18 protein-coding genes are annotated in these 18324 nt (G+C 61.9%); 11 read left to right on the plus strand and 7 right to left on the minus strand.

All coding sequences use genetic code 11. From position 1 onward, the window contains the following. Nucleotides 1-187 precede the first annotated feature (187 nt). On the plus strand, nucleotides 188-1246 hold the full coding sequence (locus BMY91_RS21260; RefSeq protein ID WP_090825596.1) for an ROK family protein: 1059 nt from the start codon (nucleotides 188-190) through the stop codon (nucleotides 1244-1246). A 57-nt stretch (nucleotides 1247-1303) separates the two neighbouring features. On the opposite strand, the gene BMY91_RS21265 is transcribed toward BMY91_RS21260, so the two are convergent. Genes BMY91_RS21265 through BMY91_RS21275 form a run of 3 tightly spaced genes read right to left on the minus strand, consistent with a single transcriptional unit; the run spans nucleotide 1304 to nucleotide 3421 of the window. Next, on the minus strand, nucleotides 1304-1846 hold the full coding sequence (locus BMY91_RS21265) for a hypothetical protein (protein ID WP_090825599.1): 543 nt from the start codon (nucleotides 1844-1846) through the stop codon (nucleotides 1304-1306). Then, the gene (locus tag BMY91_RS21270; protein WP_090825602.1) at nucleotides 1833-2636 is read right to left on the minus strand and encodes an alpha/beta hydrolase; all 804 of its coding nucleotides are present in this window, start codon (nucleotides 2634-2636) and stop codon (nucleotides 1833-1835) included. The genes BMY91_RS21265 and BMY91_RS21270 overlap by 14 nt, the downstream gene beginning before the upstream one ends. Then, nucleotides 2633-3421 carry an alpha/beta hydrolase gene (locus tag BMY91_RS21275; RefSeq protein ID WP_090825735.1) on the minus strand — a complete coding sequence of 263 codons (789 nt, stop codon included), beginning with the start codon at nucleotides 3419-3421 and terminating at the stop codon, nucleotides 2633-2635. The genes BMY91_RS21270 and BMY91_RS21275 overlap by 4 nt, the downstream gene beginning before the upstream one ends. A 109-nt stretch (nucleotides 3422-3530) precedes the next feature. On the opposite strand from BMY91_RS21275, the gene BMY91_RS21280 reads away from it, so the two are divergent. Beyond that, nucleotides 3531-4322: a lysophospholipid acyltransferase family protein gene (locus tag BMY91_RS21280; RefSeq protein WP_090825738.1), complete on the plus strand. Its 792-nt coding sequence runs from the start codon at nucleotides 3531-3533 to the stop codon at nucleotides 4320-4322. 66 nt (nucleotides 4323-4388) lie between these two features. Then, nucleotides 4389-5792, plus strand: coding sequence for a class II 3-deoxy-7-phosphoheptulonate synthase (locus BMY91_RS21285; RefSeq protein ID WP_090825605.1), 1404 nt, complete (start codon nucleotides 4389-4391; stop codon nucleotides 5790-5792). A gap of 77 nt (nucleotides 5793-5869) precedes the next feature. Here BMY91_RS21285 and pknB read toward each other — a convergent pair whose 3' ends face one another. Both pknB and BMY91_RS21295 read right to left on the minus strand, forming a co-directional pair. Then, on the minus strand, nucleotides 5870-7942 hold the full coding sequence (gene pknB, locus BMY91_RS21290) for a Stk1 family PASTA domain-containing Ser/Thr kinase (protein ID WP_090825608.1): 2073 nt from the start codon (nucleotides 7940-7942) through the stop codon (nucleotides 5870-5872). 75 nt (nucleotides 7943-8017) lie between these two features. Next, nucleotides 8018-9358: a LysM peptidoglycan-binding domain-containing protein gene (locus tag BMY91_RS21295; protein WP_090825611.1), complete on the minus strand. Its 1341-nt coding sequence runs from the start codon at nucleotides 9356-9358 to the stop codon at nucleotides 8018-8020. Between the two features lie 257 nt (nucleotides 9359-9615). On the opposite strand from BMY91_RS21295, the gene BMY91_RS21300 reads away from it, so the two are divergent. Beyond that, nucleotides 9616-9969, plus strand: coding sequence for an Rv2175c family DNA-binding protein (locus BMY91_RS21300; protein WP_090825614.1), 354 nt, complete (start codon nucleotides 9616-9618; stop codon nucleotides 9967-9969). A gap of 129 nt (nucleotides 9970-10098) precedes the next feature. Here BMY91_RS21300 and BMY91_RS21305 read toward each other — a convergent pair whose 3' ends face one another. Both BMY91_RS21305 and BMY91_RS23560 read right to left on the minus strand, forming a co-directional pair. Beyond that, the gene (locus tag BMY91_RS21305; RefSeq protein ID WP_090825619.1) at nucleotides 10099-11193 is read right to left on the minus strand and encodes a polyprenyl synthetase family protein; all 1095 of its coding nucleotides are present in this window, start codon (nucleotides 11191-11193) and stop codon (nucleotides 10099-10101) included. Continuing rightward, entirely contained in the window at nucleotides 11190-11480 is a 291-nt protein-coding gene (locus tag BMY91_RS23560) for a hypothetical protein (protein ID WP_256212858.1), read from the minus strand. The genes BMY91_RS21305 and BMY91_RS23560 overlap by 4 nt, the downstream gene beginning before the upstream one ends. On the opposite strand from BMY91_RS23560, the gene BMY91_RS23565 reads away from it, so the two are divergent. The 7 genes from BMY91_RS23565 to BMY91_RS21340 all read left to right on the plus strand — a co-directional run bounded on the left by BMY91_RS23565 (nucleotide 11479) and on the right by BMY91_RS21340 (nucleotide 18266). Beyond that, nucleotides 11479-11736 (plus strand): hypothetical protein, encoded by a 258-nt coding sequence (locus BMY91_RS23565; protein ID WP_256212859.1) that lies wholly within the window; start codon nucleotides 11479-11481, stop codon nucleotides 11734-11736. The genes BMY91_RS23560 and BMY91_RS23565 overlap by 2 nt on opposite strands. Nucleotides 11737-11827: 91 nt before the next feature. Next, entirely contained in the window at nucleotides 11828-13090 is a 1263-nt protein-coding gene (gene dinB, locus BMY91_RS21315; RefSeq protein ID WP_090825625.1) for a DNA polymerase IV, read from the plus strand. Between the two features lie 238 nt (nucleotides 13091-13328). Beyond that, on the plus strand, nucleotides 13329-13697 hold the full coding sequence (locus BMY91_RS21320) for a DUF3040 domain-containing protein (RefSeq protein ID WP_090825628.1): 369 nt from the start codon (nucleotides 13329-13331) through the stop codon (nucleotides 13695-13697). Between the two features lie 467 nt (nucleotides 13698-14164). Continuing rightward, nucleotides 14165-14596 (plus strand): division/cell wall cluster transcriptional repressor MraZ, encoded by a 432-nt coding sequence (mraZ, locus tag BMY91_RS21325; RefSeq protein WP_018779285.1) that lies wholly within the window; start codon nucleotides 14165-14167, stop codon nucleotides 14594-14596. Nucleotides 14597-14742: 146 nt separating this feature from the next. After that, nucleotides 14743-15762, plus strand: a complete 1020-nt coding sequence (gene rsmH, locus BMY91_RS21330) for a 16S rRNA (cytosine(1402)-N(4))-methyltransferase RsmH (protein ID WP_175538808.1) — start codon at nucleotides 14743-14745, stop codon at nucleotides 15760-15762. Then, nucleotides 15759-16427 (plus strand): cell division protein FtsL, encoded by a 669-nt coding sequence (locus BMY91_RS21335; RefSeq protein WP_090825634.1) that lies wholly within the window; start codon nucleotides 15759-15761, stop codon nucleotides 16425-16427. The genes rsmH and BMY91_RS21335 overlap by 4 nt, the downstream gene beginning before the upstream one ends. A 42-nt stretch (nucleotides 16428-16469) precedes the next feature. After that, the gene (locus BMY91_RS21340) at nucleotides 16470-18266 is read left to right on the plus strand and encodes a peptidoglycan D,D-transpeptidase FtsI family protein (protein ID WP_090825637.1); all 1797 of its coding nucleotides are present in this window, start codon (nucleotides 16470-16472) and stop codon (nucleotides 18264-18266) included. The last annotated feature ends 58 nt before the right edge of the window (nucleotides 18267-18324 follow it).

Below are 18324 nucleotides of genomic sequence, written 5' to 3' on the forward strand. Positions count from 1 at the left end.
GGTAGCTCCTTTGATATCCACGGGCCACGAGGGGGCTGCTTTCACTCTAGTATGCCCGCTCGCGGAGGTGTGTCCTATTTCACCTACTGGCGGGTAACTTTACGGATGAGCCGTCATTTCAAGCAACTCGGGGCCATCAGGCGCATGTGATGCACGGGTGCGTTGCCCAGCGGAATAAGATGATGGGATGCCCGCACTACGGTCCAGTTCCCGCGCACGATTCAGGCCTCCGGCCGCAGCTTGGAAGGACGTGCCATGGGCCGCCCGCCGCAGCCACTTGGGCCGGCGGGGCCTGGCGATCGGAATCGATATCGGTGGCACCAAGGTGGCCGCCGGTGTGGTGGACGCCGAAGGCCGGGTTCTTGATGAGGCCCGCAGATCCACTCCTGGAGCAGACCCCCGTGCAGTCGAGCAGACCATAGTGGAACTGGTGGACGAGCTCAGCGCAGGGCATCGCGTAGCTTCCGTGGGCATCGGCGCGGCCGGCTGGATGGACCTCGACGGCGGCACAGTGCTGTTCAGCCCGCATCTCGCCTGGCGAAACGAGCCCCTTCGGGCGAGCTTGCAGAAGCTGCTGAGGCGTCCTGTCCTCCTGACCAACGACGCAGATGCCGCTGCCTGGGCGGAATGGCGCTTCGGAGCGGGCCAGGGCGAGAGCCGGCTGGTGTGCATCACTTTGGGTACCGGCATTGGCGGGGCAATGGTAATGGACGGCCGCGTGGAGCGGGGACGTTACGGCGTGGCCGGCGAGTTTGGGCACCAGATAATCTTTCCTGGCGGACACCGGTGCGAGTGCGGCAACCGGGGGTGCTGGGAGCAGTACGCCTCCGGCAATGCGCTGGGACGCGAAGCCCGGCAGCTCGTCCGGACCAACTCACCGGAGGGCCGGGCGCTTTTGGAGCGGGCAGGCGGTACCGCCGGGAACATCACGGGAGCAGCCGTCACAGCGCTGGCCCTCGGAGGCGATGCTACGTCCCGGGAACTCCTGGCAGACCAAGGAGAGTGGCTGGGGCTCGGCCTGGCCAACCTCGCCGCAGCCCTGGACCCTGGAATGTTCGTGATCGGAGGAGGCTTGTGCGACGCAGGTGACCTGCTGGCTGGACCGGCTCGTGAATCGTTCGCGAAGAACCTTACCGGCCGGGGCTTCCGACCCATGGCAAGGATTGAATTGGCGGCATTGGGTCCGCGTGCCGGCATGATCGGCGCGGCGGACCTCTCACGCGTCAGTGGCCGCGCGCACCACTAGACTCCGATATCTCCCGCGATCCCTCCGTAGCGACCATGCGGCAGCGGGGATAGGCACCTAGATGCGGGCGCCGTCGTCGTTGTCATTTTTTTCCTGCGGGAGCCGCATGATGAGGAAAACCACCGACGCCACAAAAGCGGCAACAATTCCTAAAATGGCGGTCAGGGGCGCGGAACGCCAGAACATTGCCGTGAGAAGCAAGGCAATGGGGCCTCCCACCGCACCAACCCATGCCAGCATGGTCAGTGGCTCCGTGCCGGCAAGGCTCGCGGGCTCCTCAGGAACGAACGAGTCGTCCTCTTCATCGACCTCGAAGTCGCGAGGTCCCAGGGAGCGGCCGGTGGCCGCCGGAATTGCTGTGGCTTCAGGTGCGGGCTCCGTCACTGGCGTGGACAGGCCCAAGGGGTCGAAGTCCTTGAAGGTCTTGTTCGACTCAGCCTGTGAAGTTCCGGCCTCCGAGGCCTGCTCAGCGTTGTCGGCAGCTGCCGGTTCACCCGCTCCGGACTCCGTGGCTTCCAGCCGTGCCACGAGGTCCAGCCATACGGCGTCGTCGTCTTTGTTGGCGCTCTGATCTGCAGAGTTGGGATCAGGCCTGTTCATGGGCTGTGTCCTTTTCGGGGGAGGGCCCGCGTCCGGCCAGGGTTGCAACGGTTCTTTGGATAAATTCCACGGTACCCTCGAAGATCTCCGGGGCGTCGTTGTCGAGAGTGGCTACGTGGTAGCTGTTGCCCAGGTAGCGGACATCCACCGGTGCAGTCACCCGGTCACGCAGGAACTCCAGGCTGGCAGTGGAGATGACGTTGTCCACTGTGGATTTGTAGACGAGTACGGGCGAGCTGATGCGGGGAAGGATGGCTGCTGTGTCTTTGTACATCTTCTTCAGTTGGTGGGCAGCGGCAACTGGCGTACGGGCATAGGCGCCCTCGTCCTGGTCCGGTTTAAGGATGTCGTTGGCAATGGCCGGAGTTGTCTTCACCACGTACTTCAGCGCGGCCACAATCACGGCGCGGGGATCGTCGAGGACCAGCCCCGGGTTGACCACAACAGTGCCTGCAACGGGACGCGTGGCAGCGATCCGCAGTGCCAGCGTGCCGCCCATGGACAGACCCGCCGTGAAAACGTAGTCGCACTCGGCGGCGAGCTCAAGGTAGGCCTCATCCACCGCGCGGTGCCACTCCCGCCACGAGCGCTTGGCCATGTCCTGCCATATGGTGCCGTGGCCGGGCAGCAGGGGCAGCCTGACGGCGAAGCCGGCCGCTGCCAGGTGCTCCGCCCACGGCCTGACACTGTGCGGGCTGCCGGTGAACCCGTGGGACATTACTACACCAACGCGCGGCCCAATCCCGTTCCAACTACTGAGGAACGGCAAGAAATCCGGAAGCTTGTTCATGATGACTCTGAGGCTACTCTGTCGCTGGCGTGCTGACGGAAAAACTCTGCTGATTCTTCAAAAATGGTGGGGGCGTCAACATCAAGCGTGGCAACGTGGCCGCTGTGGGGAAGCGTGACAATCTTCAGGCGGGACGCTGCGATGTGCTTGCTGATAGTGGCCACGGAGCTGGGCGGTATGACACCGTCCACGGATGACTTGAACACCAAGGCCGGTGCTTCCACCCGGGGCAAACCGAGAGTCGCCGCGCGGAACAGCTTCTTGAGTTCATGCACCGATTTCAGGGGCGTCTTGGAATAGTCGCCAGTCTCAGCGGTGGCCGGAGCCGGTGAGTCTTCCACGATGGGGGTGGTGGTCCTCATGACATACTTCAGGGCGCCTACATACCGGACCCTGCGGTCGTAAAAGCTCAGGCCAGGATTGACCAGGACCAGCCCTGGAACGTCGTGGAGGGCGGCGACGCGAAGAGCCACAGCGCCTCCCATGGACAGCCCCGCGACAAAACAGGTGCTGGTCTGTCCGGCGAGGTCCAGATAGCTCTGCTCGAAGGCCCGGTACCAGTCTTGCCACCGAGTGGTTGCCAGATCCTGCCAACTGGTGCCGTGGCCGGGGAGGAGAGGCACCGAAACAGCAAATCCCTGCGCGGCCAAGTACTCTGCCCAGGGCAGCATGCTCAGCGGGCTGCCAGTGAATCCATGGCAGATGGCGACGCCAATGGAGGCATTGGGCCCATGGCCGGGATGGTGGAAGGCAAGCGGCGCAGAGGGTGAGGGGCGTTCCGTCATGAGTCCCATCGTGTCACTCTTCCGGAGATTTCTCACTGGAGTAGGGTTGCTGTTGAGTGCCCGCCGGGTTGCCGGAAGCATGCCAACCGTCGGCCGTGAGAGGACAAACGTGTTCTATTGGGTCATGAAGAGGATCTTTCTGGGTCCCATCCTCAAGCTCCTGTTCCGTCCTTGGGTTAAAGGCTTGGACAACGTTCCTGAGAACGGCGCCGCGATCCTGGCGTCCAACCACCTTTCGTTTTCAGATTCCATCTTCCTGCCCTTGATGGTGCACCGCCCGGTGATCTTCCTGGCCAAGTCCGAGTACTTCACGGGTAAGGGGATTAAGGGGCGGCTCACGGCCCTCTTCTTCAGGCTGAGCAACCAACTGCCCATGGACCGGTCCGGCGGCGCGGCCTCGGAGATGTCACTGCAAGCCGGCAAGGACGTCCTGAACGGCGGCGGCCTGCTGGGTATTTATCCGGAAGGCACGCGCAGCCCGGATGCCAGGCTCTACCGCGGCAAGGTCGGCGTCGCCCGTCTAGCACTGGAAACGCGGGTACCGGTGGTGCCCGTCGCCATGATTGGTACGGAGAAAGTCCAACCCATCGGCAAGCGGCTGCCGAATATCCGTCGGATTGGCCTGATTTTCGGGCAGCCGCTGGACTTCAGCCGTTACTACGGCATGGAGGACGACCGCCTGATTCAAAGGGCTGTGACGGATGAGATTATGTACGAGTTGATGCGGCTCTCCGGCCAGGAATACGTGGATGAATACGCGGCGGTGGTTAAGGCCCGGTTGGCAGGCAAGGGTCCCGAACCGGTCCATCAGGTGAAAGCAGCCGAAGACACCGCTGAGGATGTTGCCGACGACAAAGATGAACCACGGGCAGATGGGGACGAATCCCCGGGGAAACTGTGACGCAGGCGGCACCATCAGTTACGGCTCCAGTCCCGCAACCCGGCCGGAGGCTACTACTCTTGAAGGGTGACTGAGCTAACCGCGAACACCGCATCCTCCGTAGCAGATCCCCTTGCCAGCACCGCCCAAAGCGGCGCGGCGAACTATCCCGGGCTTGACGCCTGGCGGGACCTGCCGATTTCCCAGCAGCCCACATGGTCGGACGCTGAAGTCTTCAAGGCCTCCGTCAAGGAACTTTCAGTGGTTCCGCCCCTGGTTTTCGCTGGAGAAGTGGACGTTCTGAGGGAGCGACTCGCGGCTGCCGCACAGGGCAAAGCCTTTCTCCTGCAGGGAGGTGACTGCGCTGAAACCTTTGAGGCCGCCACGGCGGACAAGATCAGCGCCCGAGTAAAGACCATCCTGCAGATGGCAGTGGTCCTGACCTACGGCGCAGCGATGCCTGTCATCAAGATGGGTCGCATGGCAGGCCAGTTCGCCAAGCCGCGCTCGTCCAATGACGAGACCCGCGATGGCGTGACACTGCCCGCGTACCGCGGCGACATCGTTAACGGCTACGACTTCACTCCCGAGTCCCGCGCGCACGACGCCGGCCGGATGCTGAAGGCCTACCACACGTCCGCTTCCACCTTGAACCTCATCCGCGCCTTCACCCAGGGTGGTTTTGCGGACCTTCGCCTGGTTCACCAGTGGAACAAGGGGTTCACGGAGAACCCGGCACACGCACGCTACGAATCACTGGCACGCGACATCGACCGCGCCATCAGCTTCATGGATTCCTGCGGTGCCGACTTTGAGGCTCTCAAGCGGGTGGAATTCTTTGCCAGCCACGAAGCGCTGCTGCTGGACTATGAGCGTGCGCTGACCCGCATCGACTCGCGGACCGGCCTGCCCTACGACACTTCCTCGCACTTCCTGTGGATTGGTGAGCGTACCCGTGAACTCGACCACGCACACGTGGACTTCCTGTCCCGCGTGCGCAACCCCATCGGCGTTAAGCTCGGCCCCGGTACCAGCGGCGATGATGCCTTGCGGTTGATCGACAAGCTGGACCCCAACCGGGAACCAGGACGTCTCACCTTCATCACCCGGATGGGTGCCAGGAATATCCGCGAAAAGCTGCCGGCCGTCGTCGAACGTGTGACCGCCTCCGGCGCCCAGGTGCTGTGGGTGACTGATCCGATGCACGGAAACACGGTTACCTCGCCGAACGGCTACAAGACCCGCAACTTTGATGACGTCATTGACGAGGTCCGCGGCTTCTTCGAGGTCCACCAGGCGCTGGGTACTGTTCCGGGTGGCCTGCACGTCGAGATGACGGGCGACGACGTCGCGGAGTGCCTGGGTGGGGCCGACCCGATCGATCAGGAAGCCTTCCTGGACCGCTACGAGTCAGTCTGCGATCCCCGCCTGAACCACATGCAGTCCCTGGAGATGGCGTTCCTGGTGGCTGGGGCCCTCTCCAAGCGCTGAATATCCAGCGCTAACGCTTAAAGCAAAAGGCGCGGTTCGGAATCATCCGAACTGCGCCTTTTACGTTTGCTGGAGTCCTAGACCACCGTCAGCGTGACAGTGGAGCCCTCGGGTACTTCTTTGTCCACCGGATTCTGGTCGCGCACTGTACCGAAGAATCCGCCCAGGATTTCGTTCACTTTCACATCAAAGCCCAGCGCTTCCAATTGTTGCCGGGCTTCTTTGGCTTGCTTGCCGATGAAGCTTGGGACCTTGACCATCTTTGGTCCCTTGGAGACGGTCAACGTCACGGACTCGCCTTTGATGAGAGTGCCGTTGGCGGGCGTCTGGGAAACCACCGCTCCCTTGGGGACGGTCTTGTCGTTGACGGTCTCCGGAGCGATCACAGCCTTCAGTCCAGCGTCCTGGATCGCCTTGACGGCAGCATCCTGGGCCTGACCCCTCACATCCGGGACAGGGATAGGCTGCGGCCCCTTGGAGACCACCATAGCCACTGGGGTTCCGTGCCGCACCTCCGTGCCCTGTGCGGGGTCCTGGGAAATAACGACGCCGGCCGGTACCTTTTCGTCGAAAGCTTCAGTGACGTTGCCAAGGGCCATCTCAGCGGTGTTCAAAGCTGTCTTCGCCTCGGCCAGGCTTCCTCCGGCCAAGGAGGGCAACGCGAACAGCTGGGCGCCTTTGGAGACGAACAGGGTGATGGATTGAAACTTTCGTACTTCGGCGCCCGACTCGGGTTCCGTGCCGACGGCCAGGCCGGCGCCGATGTCGTCGTCGAAGACATCCCGCGGCTCAGATTGGAAGCCAGCCGTGCGGAGAAGCTGCTGGGCCTCGGCGACTGTCTTGTTCTTGACGTCGGGTACGGTCCCTGGCGACCCCGGCCCCATGCCGAAGAACCATCCGGCCGATGCTGCCAGGAGCGCCAGGATGACAATGACGATTGTCCAAATCACCCCACGACGACGTGGATTGCCTTCCCGTAGCGGGCGAACCGGGGTAGCGGCTGCCCGCGCGCGGTCCTTGCTCTGTTGCCGCTCGATCCTTTTCAATTCCCGCTTGCCGGGCTGGCGCTGGTCTTCATCGCGGTCCAGCCCGGCCATGGACGCCCCGGACTGCCGAAACGCAGGACTCCCCGCTGCCATGATCGTGGTGGGATTGCGCTGCTGTGAGATGAATTCAGTGGGCGAGGCCGTGGTGGCAAGCGCTTCGGTTGGATTCCCGGCGGGGCTGCCCGGAGGGACGATGACTGACGTGGGCGCGGGGGAGGGAGCTGCTGGTTCCGGGCCCTGCCGGTGATCGAGCTGTTCGTCAGAGAGGGTGGTGCGGATGTGGCGGAGCTCGGCCAGCAGGGCGGTTCCGTCCACCGGTCTGTTCTCGGCGTCGGCCGCTGTGCACCATTGGACCAGCTCATCCAGATCCTCGGCGAGGCCCGGAGCGGCGTCCGAAGGACGGCCCACCACAGCATTGACGTGCTGGTACGCAACTTGGATGGGGGAGTCCCCTGCGTAGGGCTGCTTGCCCGTCAACATTTCGTACAGCATGATGCCCGCTGAGTAGATGTCGCTGCGCGCATCCGCCGGCTGTCCGAGTACCAGCTCGGGAGCCAAATAGGCCACTGTGCCAATCAAGGCACCGGTGCTGGTGTTGGCCGAGACTGCCCTGGCCAGACCAAAGTCGCCCACCTTTATACGTCCATCGTCCGCGATGAGGACGTTTTCAGGTTTGATGTCGCGGTGGATCAATCCCGAATTGTGTGCCGCTGCCAGACCCTCAATAACAGGATCTATCAGGGCCAGGGCCAGCCGCGGGGGCAACGCACCTTGATCATTCAGGGTGTCTCGAAGGGTATGTCCCCGGACGTACTCCATGACGAGGTAGGCGATAGGACCGTCTTCCCCTTGGTCCAGTACGCCCACAATATGGGGGTGGGAGAGGCTTGCGGCAGCTTTGGCCTCCCGGCTGAGCCGCTCCAGGAAGGTGGGATCGTTGGCCAGGTGCGGGTGCAGGACTTTGAGGGCCACGTCGCGCTCAAGGCGCTGGTCCGTGGCCAGGTAAACAGTGGACATTCCACCCCGCGCCAGGCGTGAACGGACGTGGTATCGCCCATCCACAGTGGTCCCGATGAGGTGGTCCTGCGTTGGTTCTTGCACCATACGATCCTAAACGAGACAGGGAAGGGGCCCGAATCCACAAAGGATCCGGACCCCTCCCGAGGTGCTTGAAAGTGCCTAGCCGAAGGTGCGCTGGCGGGCCTTGATCGACTCGACGTAACGCTTGGTGTCGTCGTACATGCCGTACTTGCTGACCGAGTATTGGCCCTGGTAGTAGCCGGCGATCGCCGTGTCCAGGTCCTTGCTCGTGGCGATCAGCGCCCGGATGATGGCGACACCTGCCGTTGCATTGTCGTACGGATCCAGAAGGTTGAGCTTCCTGCCCACAAGGTCAGAGGCCCACTGACCGGACGACGGGATGACCTGCATGGTGCCGATGGCGTTGGCGGGCGATACAGCCCGCTGGTCAAAACCGGATTCCTGTTCGGCGAAGGCCAAAGCCAACGAGGGGCTGACGCCCATCCGCCGTGCCGTATCGGCCACGATGCCCTTCATCTCAGCGCGGCTGGGAACGGGGGAGGCATTAAGCAATGCCTTGTTTTCGTTGGCGGAGCTGACAACAGCCGGCGGGTAGGTGAAGCCCAGGAACGTGCTGGGTACCAGCGGTTTGGTGTCGCCGGCCGGCTGGAGGCTGGCACCGGGGATAGTGAGCTTCTGGCCTGGGTAAATGACGGTGGTTGCTGTCACGTTGTTGGCCGTCATCAAGGCGCTCAAGGAAACTCCGTGGCGTGATGCGATGGAGCTCAGGGTGTCGCCGGCCTTGATGGTGTACGAGCCCGTGGTGGCCAGGGGAGTGGGCGCAGGTGCGGGCGCTGGAGCAGGAGTTGACGGCGTCGCGGGCGCGGTTCCGCCGCTGACTTTGATCTTCTGCCCGGGGTAGATGATGGAGCTCCCGTTGAGGTTGTTCCAGCTGAAAATGCTGGACAGCGGCACACCATGCTTGGCGGCGATTGCGCCCAAAGTATCCCCGGACACCACGGTGTAAACCGTTGCGTTGCTGGGGGCGCTGGGAGTCGTCGGCGCCGAAGGCTGCGCGGGTGCGGAGGTCGCCGTGCCCGTGAGTTTGATGGTCTGGCCCGGGTAGATCAGCGTCGTGGCCGTGAGTTTGTTCAGCTGGAGCACAGCATTGGTGTCCAGGTTGAACCGACGCGCAATGGCGCTGATGGTATCTCCGCGGACGATCGTGTAGGTGTCCGGAACTGACGGGGCCATGGGGCGCAGTGCAGCCGGGAGGGTTGCCGCAACCGCTTGGGCAGGGATCACGGTGGCGGTGCTGACCGCCTGGGCCTTCATGGCGGCAGCAAGGGTCGCAGGGATTTTGCGGGGCTGCGGGGCGGGGGCAGCCATGGACGGTTGAGCCAGGGCAAGCGAAGACAAAACCACGGCGGGAAGCGCAGCCGTGGTTGCCGCGATGACCGGCATGCTCATGGTTCGTTTCGGCGAGCGGGGCGTCGTCATGAAAGTGTCCTCATCTCAACAGCGGGGGCGATTGTTAGCGCTGTTGTCAGTGTTACCAATGTTACCGATGTTATCAATGGTGCAAGTGTGATCAGTGTGAATCTCTCACACTTATTCAATCGGCACAAGAATTCCCGGCGTCACGGATTATCCGCAGCTATTTATTCGGAATGAAATGGCGACATAACGGCGATCCCTGGATGCCGGCGTCGGACTCCGGCTAGGCGCCGGGCGGGGCGGCGTGGCAACCTTGATCCGTGAGTAATGTAGAAAGCCTTGTTTCCGACTGGCTCCCGCTGCCGGATGTTGCCGAACTGTTGGAAGTATCCATCACCAAAGTCCATGGACTTTTGGACGAACGTGCACTGGTGGCCACCAGGCGTGGAGAACGGAATATCCGTTCGATCCCGGCCTTGTTTATCCAGGATGGGCATGTTGTGGACAGCTTGAAGGGAACCATTGCGGTTCTCAGCGATGCCGGCTATAACGACGAAGAGCTGATCGTTTGGCTGTTCACCCCGGACGAATCACTGCGGGGCCGCCCCATCGACGCACTGCGCGAGGGGCGCAAGACAGAGATCAGGCGCCGCGCCCAGTCTTTGGCTTGGTAGCGTCGCCTTCCCTGCGCTGTCGCCTTCCCGGCAGTAAAGACAAATAAAAGCAGACGACGACGGTTCCCACCGTCGTCGTCTGCGTCATGTCCTGCTGCCGTTGGCTTGCGCCGACGCTACTGACTCCTGCTAAGCGGCGCGGCTGACAGCTGCCTCCGCCAATTGGCCAAGGGCCCGCAACGGGACCTCGTCAAGCGGCAGGCGCTCCAAAGCTCCGAAGGCGCGGTTACTGAGCTCTGCGATGAGGGTCTCCGTTGCGTCCAAAGCGCCGCAATCAACCATGATGCGTCGAATCTCGGCTACGTCTGTTTCACCGAGACCCGGGCTTCCGAGCACGCGGTCAAGGTAGTCCGCTTCCGCTGCAGGCGCTTGATTAAGGGCAAAGCCAACCAGAACGGTGCGCTTTCCCTCACGCAGATCATCGCCGGCGGGCTTGCCGGTGGTTTCAGGATCGCCGAAGACTCCCAGGACGTCGTCCCGCATCTGGAAGGCCTCGCCAAGTGGCAAGGAGAATTCCGAGTAGCTTTTCAAGAGCTCAGCGGGCGCTCCAGCCAGTGCACCGCCCAAGGCCAGGGGATGTTCAGTGGAATACTTGGCGGATTTGTACCGGATGATCGATTGCGCGCGGTCCACAGAACCTGCCCGATCGCGGACCGGGCCCGCTACCTCTTCCAGGATGTCAAGGTATTGCCCGGCCATTACTTCTGCACGCATCACATTGAAGATCCGGCGCGCGGCAGTTCCCGCCGCAGCCCGGGGGCCGATCTCGGTGAACGCTTCCTCGCTGAAGGATAGGCACAGGTCGCCTGTCAGGATGGCAGCGGCGTCGCCAAAGCGCCCACTGTCGAGGGCCCAGCCATTGATCTCGTGAAGTTGGCCGAAGCGCTTGTGAACACTGGGACCACCACGGCGCGTATCCGAACGGTCAATGATGTCGTCATGGATGAGAGCTGCCGCCTGAAAGAGTTCCAGGGCACATCCCGCGGTAACAATGTTGGGGTCCTCCGCACGGCCGCCGGCACCCCTCCAACCCCAGTAGCACATCAGCGCGCGGAGGCGTTTGCCGCCCGTGACCAGATGCGAAATGGACCCGATGAGCGGTGCGACGTCGGCGGAGACGGTTGCCATGACCTCCTGCTGATCCGACAGGAAGCCCTTCAATCTTCCGGAGACGCCATTGATGAACTGCGTCTGTTCTGACGTGATGTGGGAGACGGCCGTCACTTGACGGACCCGGACGCCACGTTGGCGCCGATGGTGAAGGTGGAGACGCCTTCCTTCTGCCGCACCGATACGTTAACCGTTTCGCCGTCGCCGCGGATGAAGTCAAGGGAGGTGACGTTGCCCACGGCCTCCGGCCCGGGAACAAGTTTGAAGCCCTGGGCCTCCAATGAAGCCTTGTAATAGTCCACGACACCCTGCGGCGGGGCTTTGATGGTCCCCACCAAGGCCACTGTGGCCAGCGAAGCGCTCTTATCGAAGCTGCTGGAGCGAACCGATGTTTTGGGCATGACCGGAATGAGCTGCTCAGGGAAGCCGGGAACCAGTGCGTTCACGGTCGCCGTTGTCCCGGGCGCAGGGGTGGCTGACTCGGTGAAACCTGTGGTTTCCGGGACGGGCGACGACGCGGAGCCTGCAGGCGACGACGCGGACGACGGCGTGGACGTTCCCGTAGGGGATGGAGCGGCCGAACCATCGGATGACGGTGTGCATGCCGAGGCCGCCACGGCGACACCTACTGCGAGCAGGGCAAACCCTCGCGATTGAGGAGTTCCAAAGAGCTTCACAGTGTTCCTTCCTGGGGCTGAGCCTGACTGTGCCTCCAGTTTAGTCAGTGGCCGGGCATAGTATTGCCGTTGTGAGGCAGGAAGCATTCGGCGGCGCCCCAGGTGCCGGCCATGAGGCCGCCCGCAGCGCTGGAGATGCACTGCGGGAAATGCGGCGAACCAGCATCCTTCATGTGGACATGGACGCCTTCTTCGTCTCGGTGGAACTACGCAGCCGCCCCGAACTCCACGGCAAGCCAGTCATAGTCGGATTTCCTGCGGAGCGCTCAGTGGTGCTTTCGGCTTCCTACGAGGCCCGCGCCACGGGCGTGAAGTCCGCCATGCCGATGTCAATCGCCATGAGGCGGTGCCCTGCCGCAGTAATCATCAATCCCCGGCACACTGTGTATTACGAAGTTTCCGCGCAGCTCATGGAGATCTTCGCATCAATCACTGACTTGGTGGAGCCGCTCAGCGTTGACGAAGCCTTCCTGGACGTGGGAGGGGCCATTCGAAGGCTCGGGTCGCCTTTGGATATCGGCCACCTCATTCGCCAGAGAGTCCAGACCGAACTTGGCATCACTGCGTCCGTGGGAATCGCAAGTACCAAGTTTGTGGCGAAAATCGCCTCCACGCGATGCAAGCCTGACGGCATCCTTCAGATCGATGCCGAGGACTCTATTCCCTATCTCCACAGCCTCCCGGTGAATGCGCTCTGGGGTGTCGGTGGAAAGACCGCGGAGGTCCTGGCGCGCCTGGGAATCCGCACCGTGGCTGATGTTGCCGCCACGCCACTGGCATCGCTGAAGAAGGTCCTGGGGGCCAGCGGCGAACATGTCCACCGTTTATCCATGGGTGTTGATCCTCGCCCTGTCACCCCCACCCGGCTTGAGAAGAGCATTGGGGCCGAAGAGACGTTCTCCGTCGACACCGGCGACGACGCCTTGCTCCACCGGGAATTGTTGAGGTTGTCGCACCGGACGGCAGCCCGTCTGCGGAGTTCGGGGATGCTCGCCAGGACCGTGGCACTTAAGCTGCGCTATTCGGACTTCTCCACCGTGACGCGCAGCCGCACCGTGCACTCTCCGGTGGACAGCGCGCAGATGATCTACCAGGTTGCCGTGCAGCTTCTGGAATCGTTGGGCTCACGATCCATGAGCGTCCGATTGGTGGGAGTACGGGCAGAGCAACTGGAACCAGCTGGCCAGACATCACTTCAGCTGAGTCTGGACCGCCGTGATGACAACTGGCGCGCTGCCGAGCAGGCATTGGACCGGGTATCGGAACGCTTCGGTTCCAAAACCCTGCTGCCGGCCCGTCTTTTGGAACCGGGGAAGCCTCCAACCGGTCATTAGAACTTGTCTGCTTGCGCCGCCGGGCTCCACGCGTCTTTCAGAACGGCGTCGGACAAACTATCCTATTTATTACAGAGATTTAGATCGTCTGGACAAACTGTTTCCTGAACAGTCGGCCCTAAGATGCCCGCTGAACCAAGAGGGAATTTTGGGAACGATTTTCTTGGTCCGATCGTTTTGGGTAACAGACGCACAAGACGCGTTGTGTCCAGACGCTGGCTGACTAAAGGAGGTCGCGATGCCCCTCTCGGAGCATGAACAGAAGCTGCTTGAGCAACTCGAAAAGCAACTTCACGAGGACGATCCGAAGTTTGCCAACACCATGGGTTCGGATCCCATCCGCAGTTGGTCTACCCGGCATGTAATCATTGGCGTACTAGGCGCCATTGCCGGCATCCTCCTCTTGCTTGTCGGGGTTTCATTGCAGGCGATACCGGTGGGTGTCCTCGGCTTCGTTGTCATGGGTGCTGGTGTCTACTTCGCCACCTTGCGTGGTGCGGCCTTCGGTAAGGCCAACAAAGGAAAGCCAGGCAAGGCCAAGCCCAAGAGTTCTTTCATGAGCAGCTTGGAAGAGCGATGGGACGAACGGCGTCGCGACGACTCTTGAGCAGCCGCTCCGGTCCCGCATGTGGCGGCCGGTGACCAACGTGTTTGAAGCATGCCCCTGATGTTCCCGAGGGGATCAACGAAAGACCCGCACTGCGGGTCTTTTCGCGTTTAAAGAGCCTGACCGTCAACAGGGGCCACATCCTCCACTGCGCGCCCCTGACTCCACTTTCCACCACCAGGGGGCACTTTCCTCCGGCCAAGGGGCTAAAAATGGTGGATTCGGCCCTGTGAAGTCAATCTCACCTACCGAATCCCGTCCTGCCCATAGCTGCCGGTGCACGTCCTCCACTTTCCGCCGCAGCGCGGAATCCCGCGCCATTTCAGGCCTCCTGAATCTCAAAGTGGTGGAGAAACACCCCTTCCTGCGTTGACTGTGGGGCGTTGTGGAGTAAAGTGGAGCGCATAAGAGGGTAGTGGCAGTGTTGGGGCATGAACGGGCACCTTGACTGAGGGGCGGTGGGGCCAGTGTTTCTGGGTACTCACTCGCCGCGTCTCGATGAAAAGGGCCGGATCATACTTCCCGCGAAGTTTCGTGAGGAGCTTGCCGAGGGACTGGTCCTCACCAGGGGCCAGGAACGCTGCATCTACGTCTTCAGCCAGAAGGAATTCGAGCGTATTCACGAATCGATGCGGGAGGCACCACTGTCTTCCAAGCAGGCTCGCGATTACATTCGCGTTTTTCTGTCCGGAGCCTCTGACGAAGTACCTGACAAGCAGGGGCGCGTGACGATTCCGCCGGCGCTCCGGGCATATGCAGGCCTTGGTCGGGAACTGGCAGTAATCGGTGCCGGTACCCGCGCAGAGATCTGGGATGCCGATGCTTGGAATGAGTACCTCAACGAGAAGGAAGCCGCCTTCTCGGAAACGGATGACGACAATCTGCCCGGGTTCATCTAACCGGTCGGAGGGAACAGCGGTACCGCTTCTTGAATGGGATCTCCAGCCGCCCATCGAACAGTCTTCCTGGCTCACCTTCCCCTGAGCCAGGCCGGCGGAACGATAGGCGCGGATGGGGATCCGATTCAAGAAACAGCATGCCAGCGATGGAAGAAAGAGGAGGCAGCGTGGAAGAGCAGGACGCGGCAAAGCCCACATCAGAGCGCCACGTACCCGTCCTCAAAGATCGCTGCATCAATCTCCTGGCTCCTGGTTTCGAGGCCGCCCGTAAGAACGGTGCAACACCCGTGGCTATCGATGCGACGCTGGGCATGGGCGGCCACTCCGAGGCCATGCTGCAGCGCTTCCCCGACCTTCACTTGGTGGGCATTGACCGCGATGAGGAAGCACTTGCCTTGGCTGGTGCACGGTTGGAGCCTTTCTCCGCCCGAACGGACCTGGTTCACGCCGTATACGACGAGATCGAGGACGTCCTGGCGGACCTTGGCATCCCGGAAGTCCACGGCATCCTCATGGATCTGGGAGTGTCCTCCCTGCAGCTGGATGAGCGGGAGCGAGGCTTTGCCTACTCTTACGACGCTCCGCTGGACATGCGCATGGACACCAGCCGCGGGCAGACTGCGGCCGACGTCGTTAACCGGTACAGCGAAGACGAATTGGTCAGGATTATCCGCAAATGGGGCGAGGAGAAGTTCGCGGGGCGGATTGCCAACCGGATCGTCAACGCACGGGCGGAAAAGCCCTTCGCTACTACCGGGGAACTCGTCGAACAGATCCGCAGTGTGGTTCCGGCGGCGGCAGCCAAGAGTGGCGGCCACCCCGCCAAGCGGACCTTCCAGGCATTGCGTATTGAAGTCAACGAGGAACTTGACGTCCTGGAGCGTGCGGTTCCCGCGGCGGTGGCAGCCACCGCGATGGGCGGGCGGATCGTGGTCATGTCGTATCACTCCCTTGAGGACAAAATCGTCAAGTCGGTTTTCCAATCCGGATCCAAATCCTCGGCCCCACTCGGCTTCCCTGTGGAACTTGAAGAACATAAGCCCGAACTAAAGACCATAACCAAGGGCACCGAAGTGCCTACGGCAGCAGAAATCGCCGAAAACCCCCGCGCGGCGTCCGCCCGATTGAGGGCTGTGGAGCGCATCAAACCAAGGAGAGACGCATGAGCAACGCCGCAGCGAAGACACTGCCCTCCGTGGTGGGCAATACCGCCCGGGCGCTCCCTGCGCCAGCAGGAAAACCCGACGCCGGCCGTAAGGCACGTACCCCCCTTTCCCTCGTGCGCAGCACACCTGGGAAGCGGCGGACGCCCTTTGTGGTGCTGTGCTTTGTGGCAATGGCTGCTGCCCTCCTGACGGTCCTCGTCTTGAACATCTCGGTCTCCACTGCCCAATACCAGTTGGTGCAGCTCAAGGCCGAAGCTGCCACCTTGAACAAGGAAAACCAGGACCTGACACAGAAGAAGCAGAACTACGAGGCTCCGCAGAATCTGGCAGCGAAGGCTGCAGAATTGGGAATGGTACCGTCCACGGTTAAAGGCCAGATCGACCTCAATACCCTGGCGGTCACCGGCAAGGCAACACCTGCAGTCAAGGGAGATAATCCCGGGGCCCAGATCGCCCCGCCGGCTGTGGCAGGCATGCTTGATGTGGTTCCATCCGTGACTACCAAGGATCCGCTGGAAAACCTTAAGCCCGTCACCCCGGTGGCGCCGGCAGCACCCGCCGCCGCAACTCCGGCTGCACCCGCAGCATCCCCGGCAGCGACACCGCCGGTTGAACTCAATGGGGGATCAGTCCCGGCTCCCCAGCAGAAGGCACCCGGGCAGTAGTCCATCAGTCCACTGAAGCAAGGCCAGCAGCAAGGAATCAACGTGGCTCAGAACCCCGGCACATCGAAAAAAACGAAGACGCCGGCGGCAAGAAAGCGGTTGCGGGTTGGCCTCGGCATCATGCTGACGCTGCTCTTGGTGGTGGGCGGAAAACTCTTCATGGTCCAGGGCCTGGATATGGGCGGGATGGCCGAGGCTGCCTTGGCTAAACGACTGACGCCCCAGGTTTTGCCCGCAGAACGTGGACAGATCGTGGATGCAAACGGCACCGTACTGGCCAGCAGTGTGATCCGCTACAACCTGGTGGTTGACCAAGTTCTGAACTCGAATACTCCGACGTTTAAGCGGTACAACGAAAAAACCGAAGAGGTCGAGGAGATCACGAGGGAGCAGGGGATCTCCGAACTTGCAGCCCTGCTGGGGTCCGATGAGGCCAAGATCCGCGAGGCACTTACGGGCGACAAGAAGTACTTTGTGGTGGCCAAAGATGTGAAGCCGGAACTGGAAGACCGGATCTCCAAACTGAACATTCCGGGGATAGTTCCTGAAGGTGTCAGCAAGCGCGTGTATCCCAACGGCAGCGTAGCCGGTGGAGTGGTGGGCTTCCTCAAGGACGGCACCACCGGACAGGCCGGCATCGAACAAACCCAAGACGAGATTCTCCGTGGCGCTGAAGGAAAGCGTGTCTTTGAGATCGGCGCTGATGGCCTGCGGATCCCCGTTGCCACTGACGAACTCACGCCCGCCGTCGATGGCAGTGACGTGAAGTTGACCCTTAACACCGACATTCAATACTTCGCGCAGCAAGCCATTCAAAGCCAAGTGAACAAGATGAATGCCGAGTGGGGCTCCATCATTGTGATGGATGCCAAAACCGGCAACCTGATCGCCTTGGCGGACACCAACGCCCCGGACCCCAACGACCCTGGCAAAGTGGACGCCAAGGACCGCGGCGTGCGTTCAGTGACGGCTGCCTACGAGCCCGGCTCCGTGCAGAAGATGATTACTGCCGCAGCTGCGATCGAAGAAGGTAAATCCTTCCCCCTGGATCATTTCACCATTCCGTCGTCCTACACGATTGACGGACAAACCTTCACCGACGCTTTCGAGCACGGCACGGAGGAACGAACCCTGGCAGGAATCCTGGGCTGGTCCATGAACACTGGCACCGTCATGGTCGGCAGCCGGCTGAGCAAGGAGCAACGGTACGACTGGCTGAAGAAATTCGGTATTGGTGAGCAGACCGACATCGGCTTGCCCGCAGAAGCCACCGGCATCCTTGCCACACCCGATCAGTGGGATGAACGCCAGCAATATACCGTGCTCTTCGGACAGGGCGTCTCCCAGTCGACGCTCCAGACAGTTCGCGCTTTCCAGAGCATCGCCAATAACGGCGTCATGGTTCAGCCCAGGCTCATTGACAGCTACATCACTCCCGAAGGCCAGGAGCAGAAGGTTCCGGCGAAGGATTCCCGGCAAGTGGTGTCCAAGGAGACAGCGCAGCAGGTCCGGGACATCCTGGAGAGCGCCGTGACCGAGGGGCAGATCAAGGACGCTGCAATAGACGGCTACCGTGTGGGCGCGAAGACCGGAACGTCACAGGCGCCCCGTGAGGACGGGCTTCCCGGTTTCGATGGCTACACGGCGTCCATGGTGGGCATGGCGCCCATGGACGACCCCCGGTTCATCGTCGAAGTGGTGCTGCAACGTCCCAAGGGCAACATCTACGGACTCACCAACGGACCCGTGTTCCGTTCGGTCATGGCACAGGTGCTGCGGACGTACAACGTGGCGCCTTCCACGGGAACTCCCGCGCGGCTGCCCCAGTTCGTCAAGTAAGCTTCTTGGGCGTCTGTTTCGGCCCAAAATCGATCAACCACTAACGGCCCGGGCGCCG

Origin of the sequence: Arthrobacter sp. yr096, assembly GCF_900108925.1 — a bacterium.
In the GTDB taxonomy this organism is placed as follows: Bacteria; Actinomycetota; Actinomycetes; order Actinomycetales; family Micrococcaceae; genus Arthrobacter.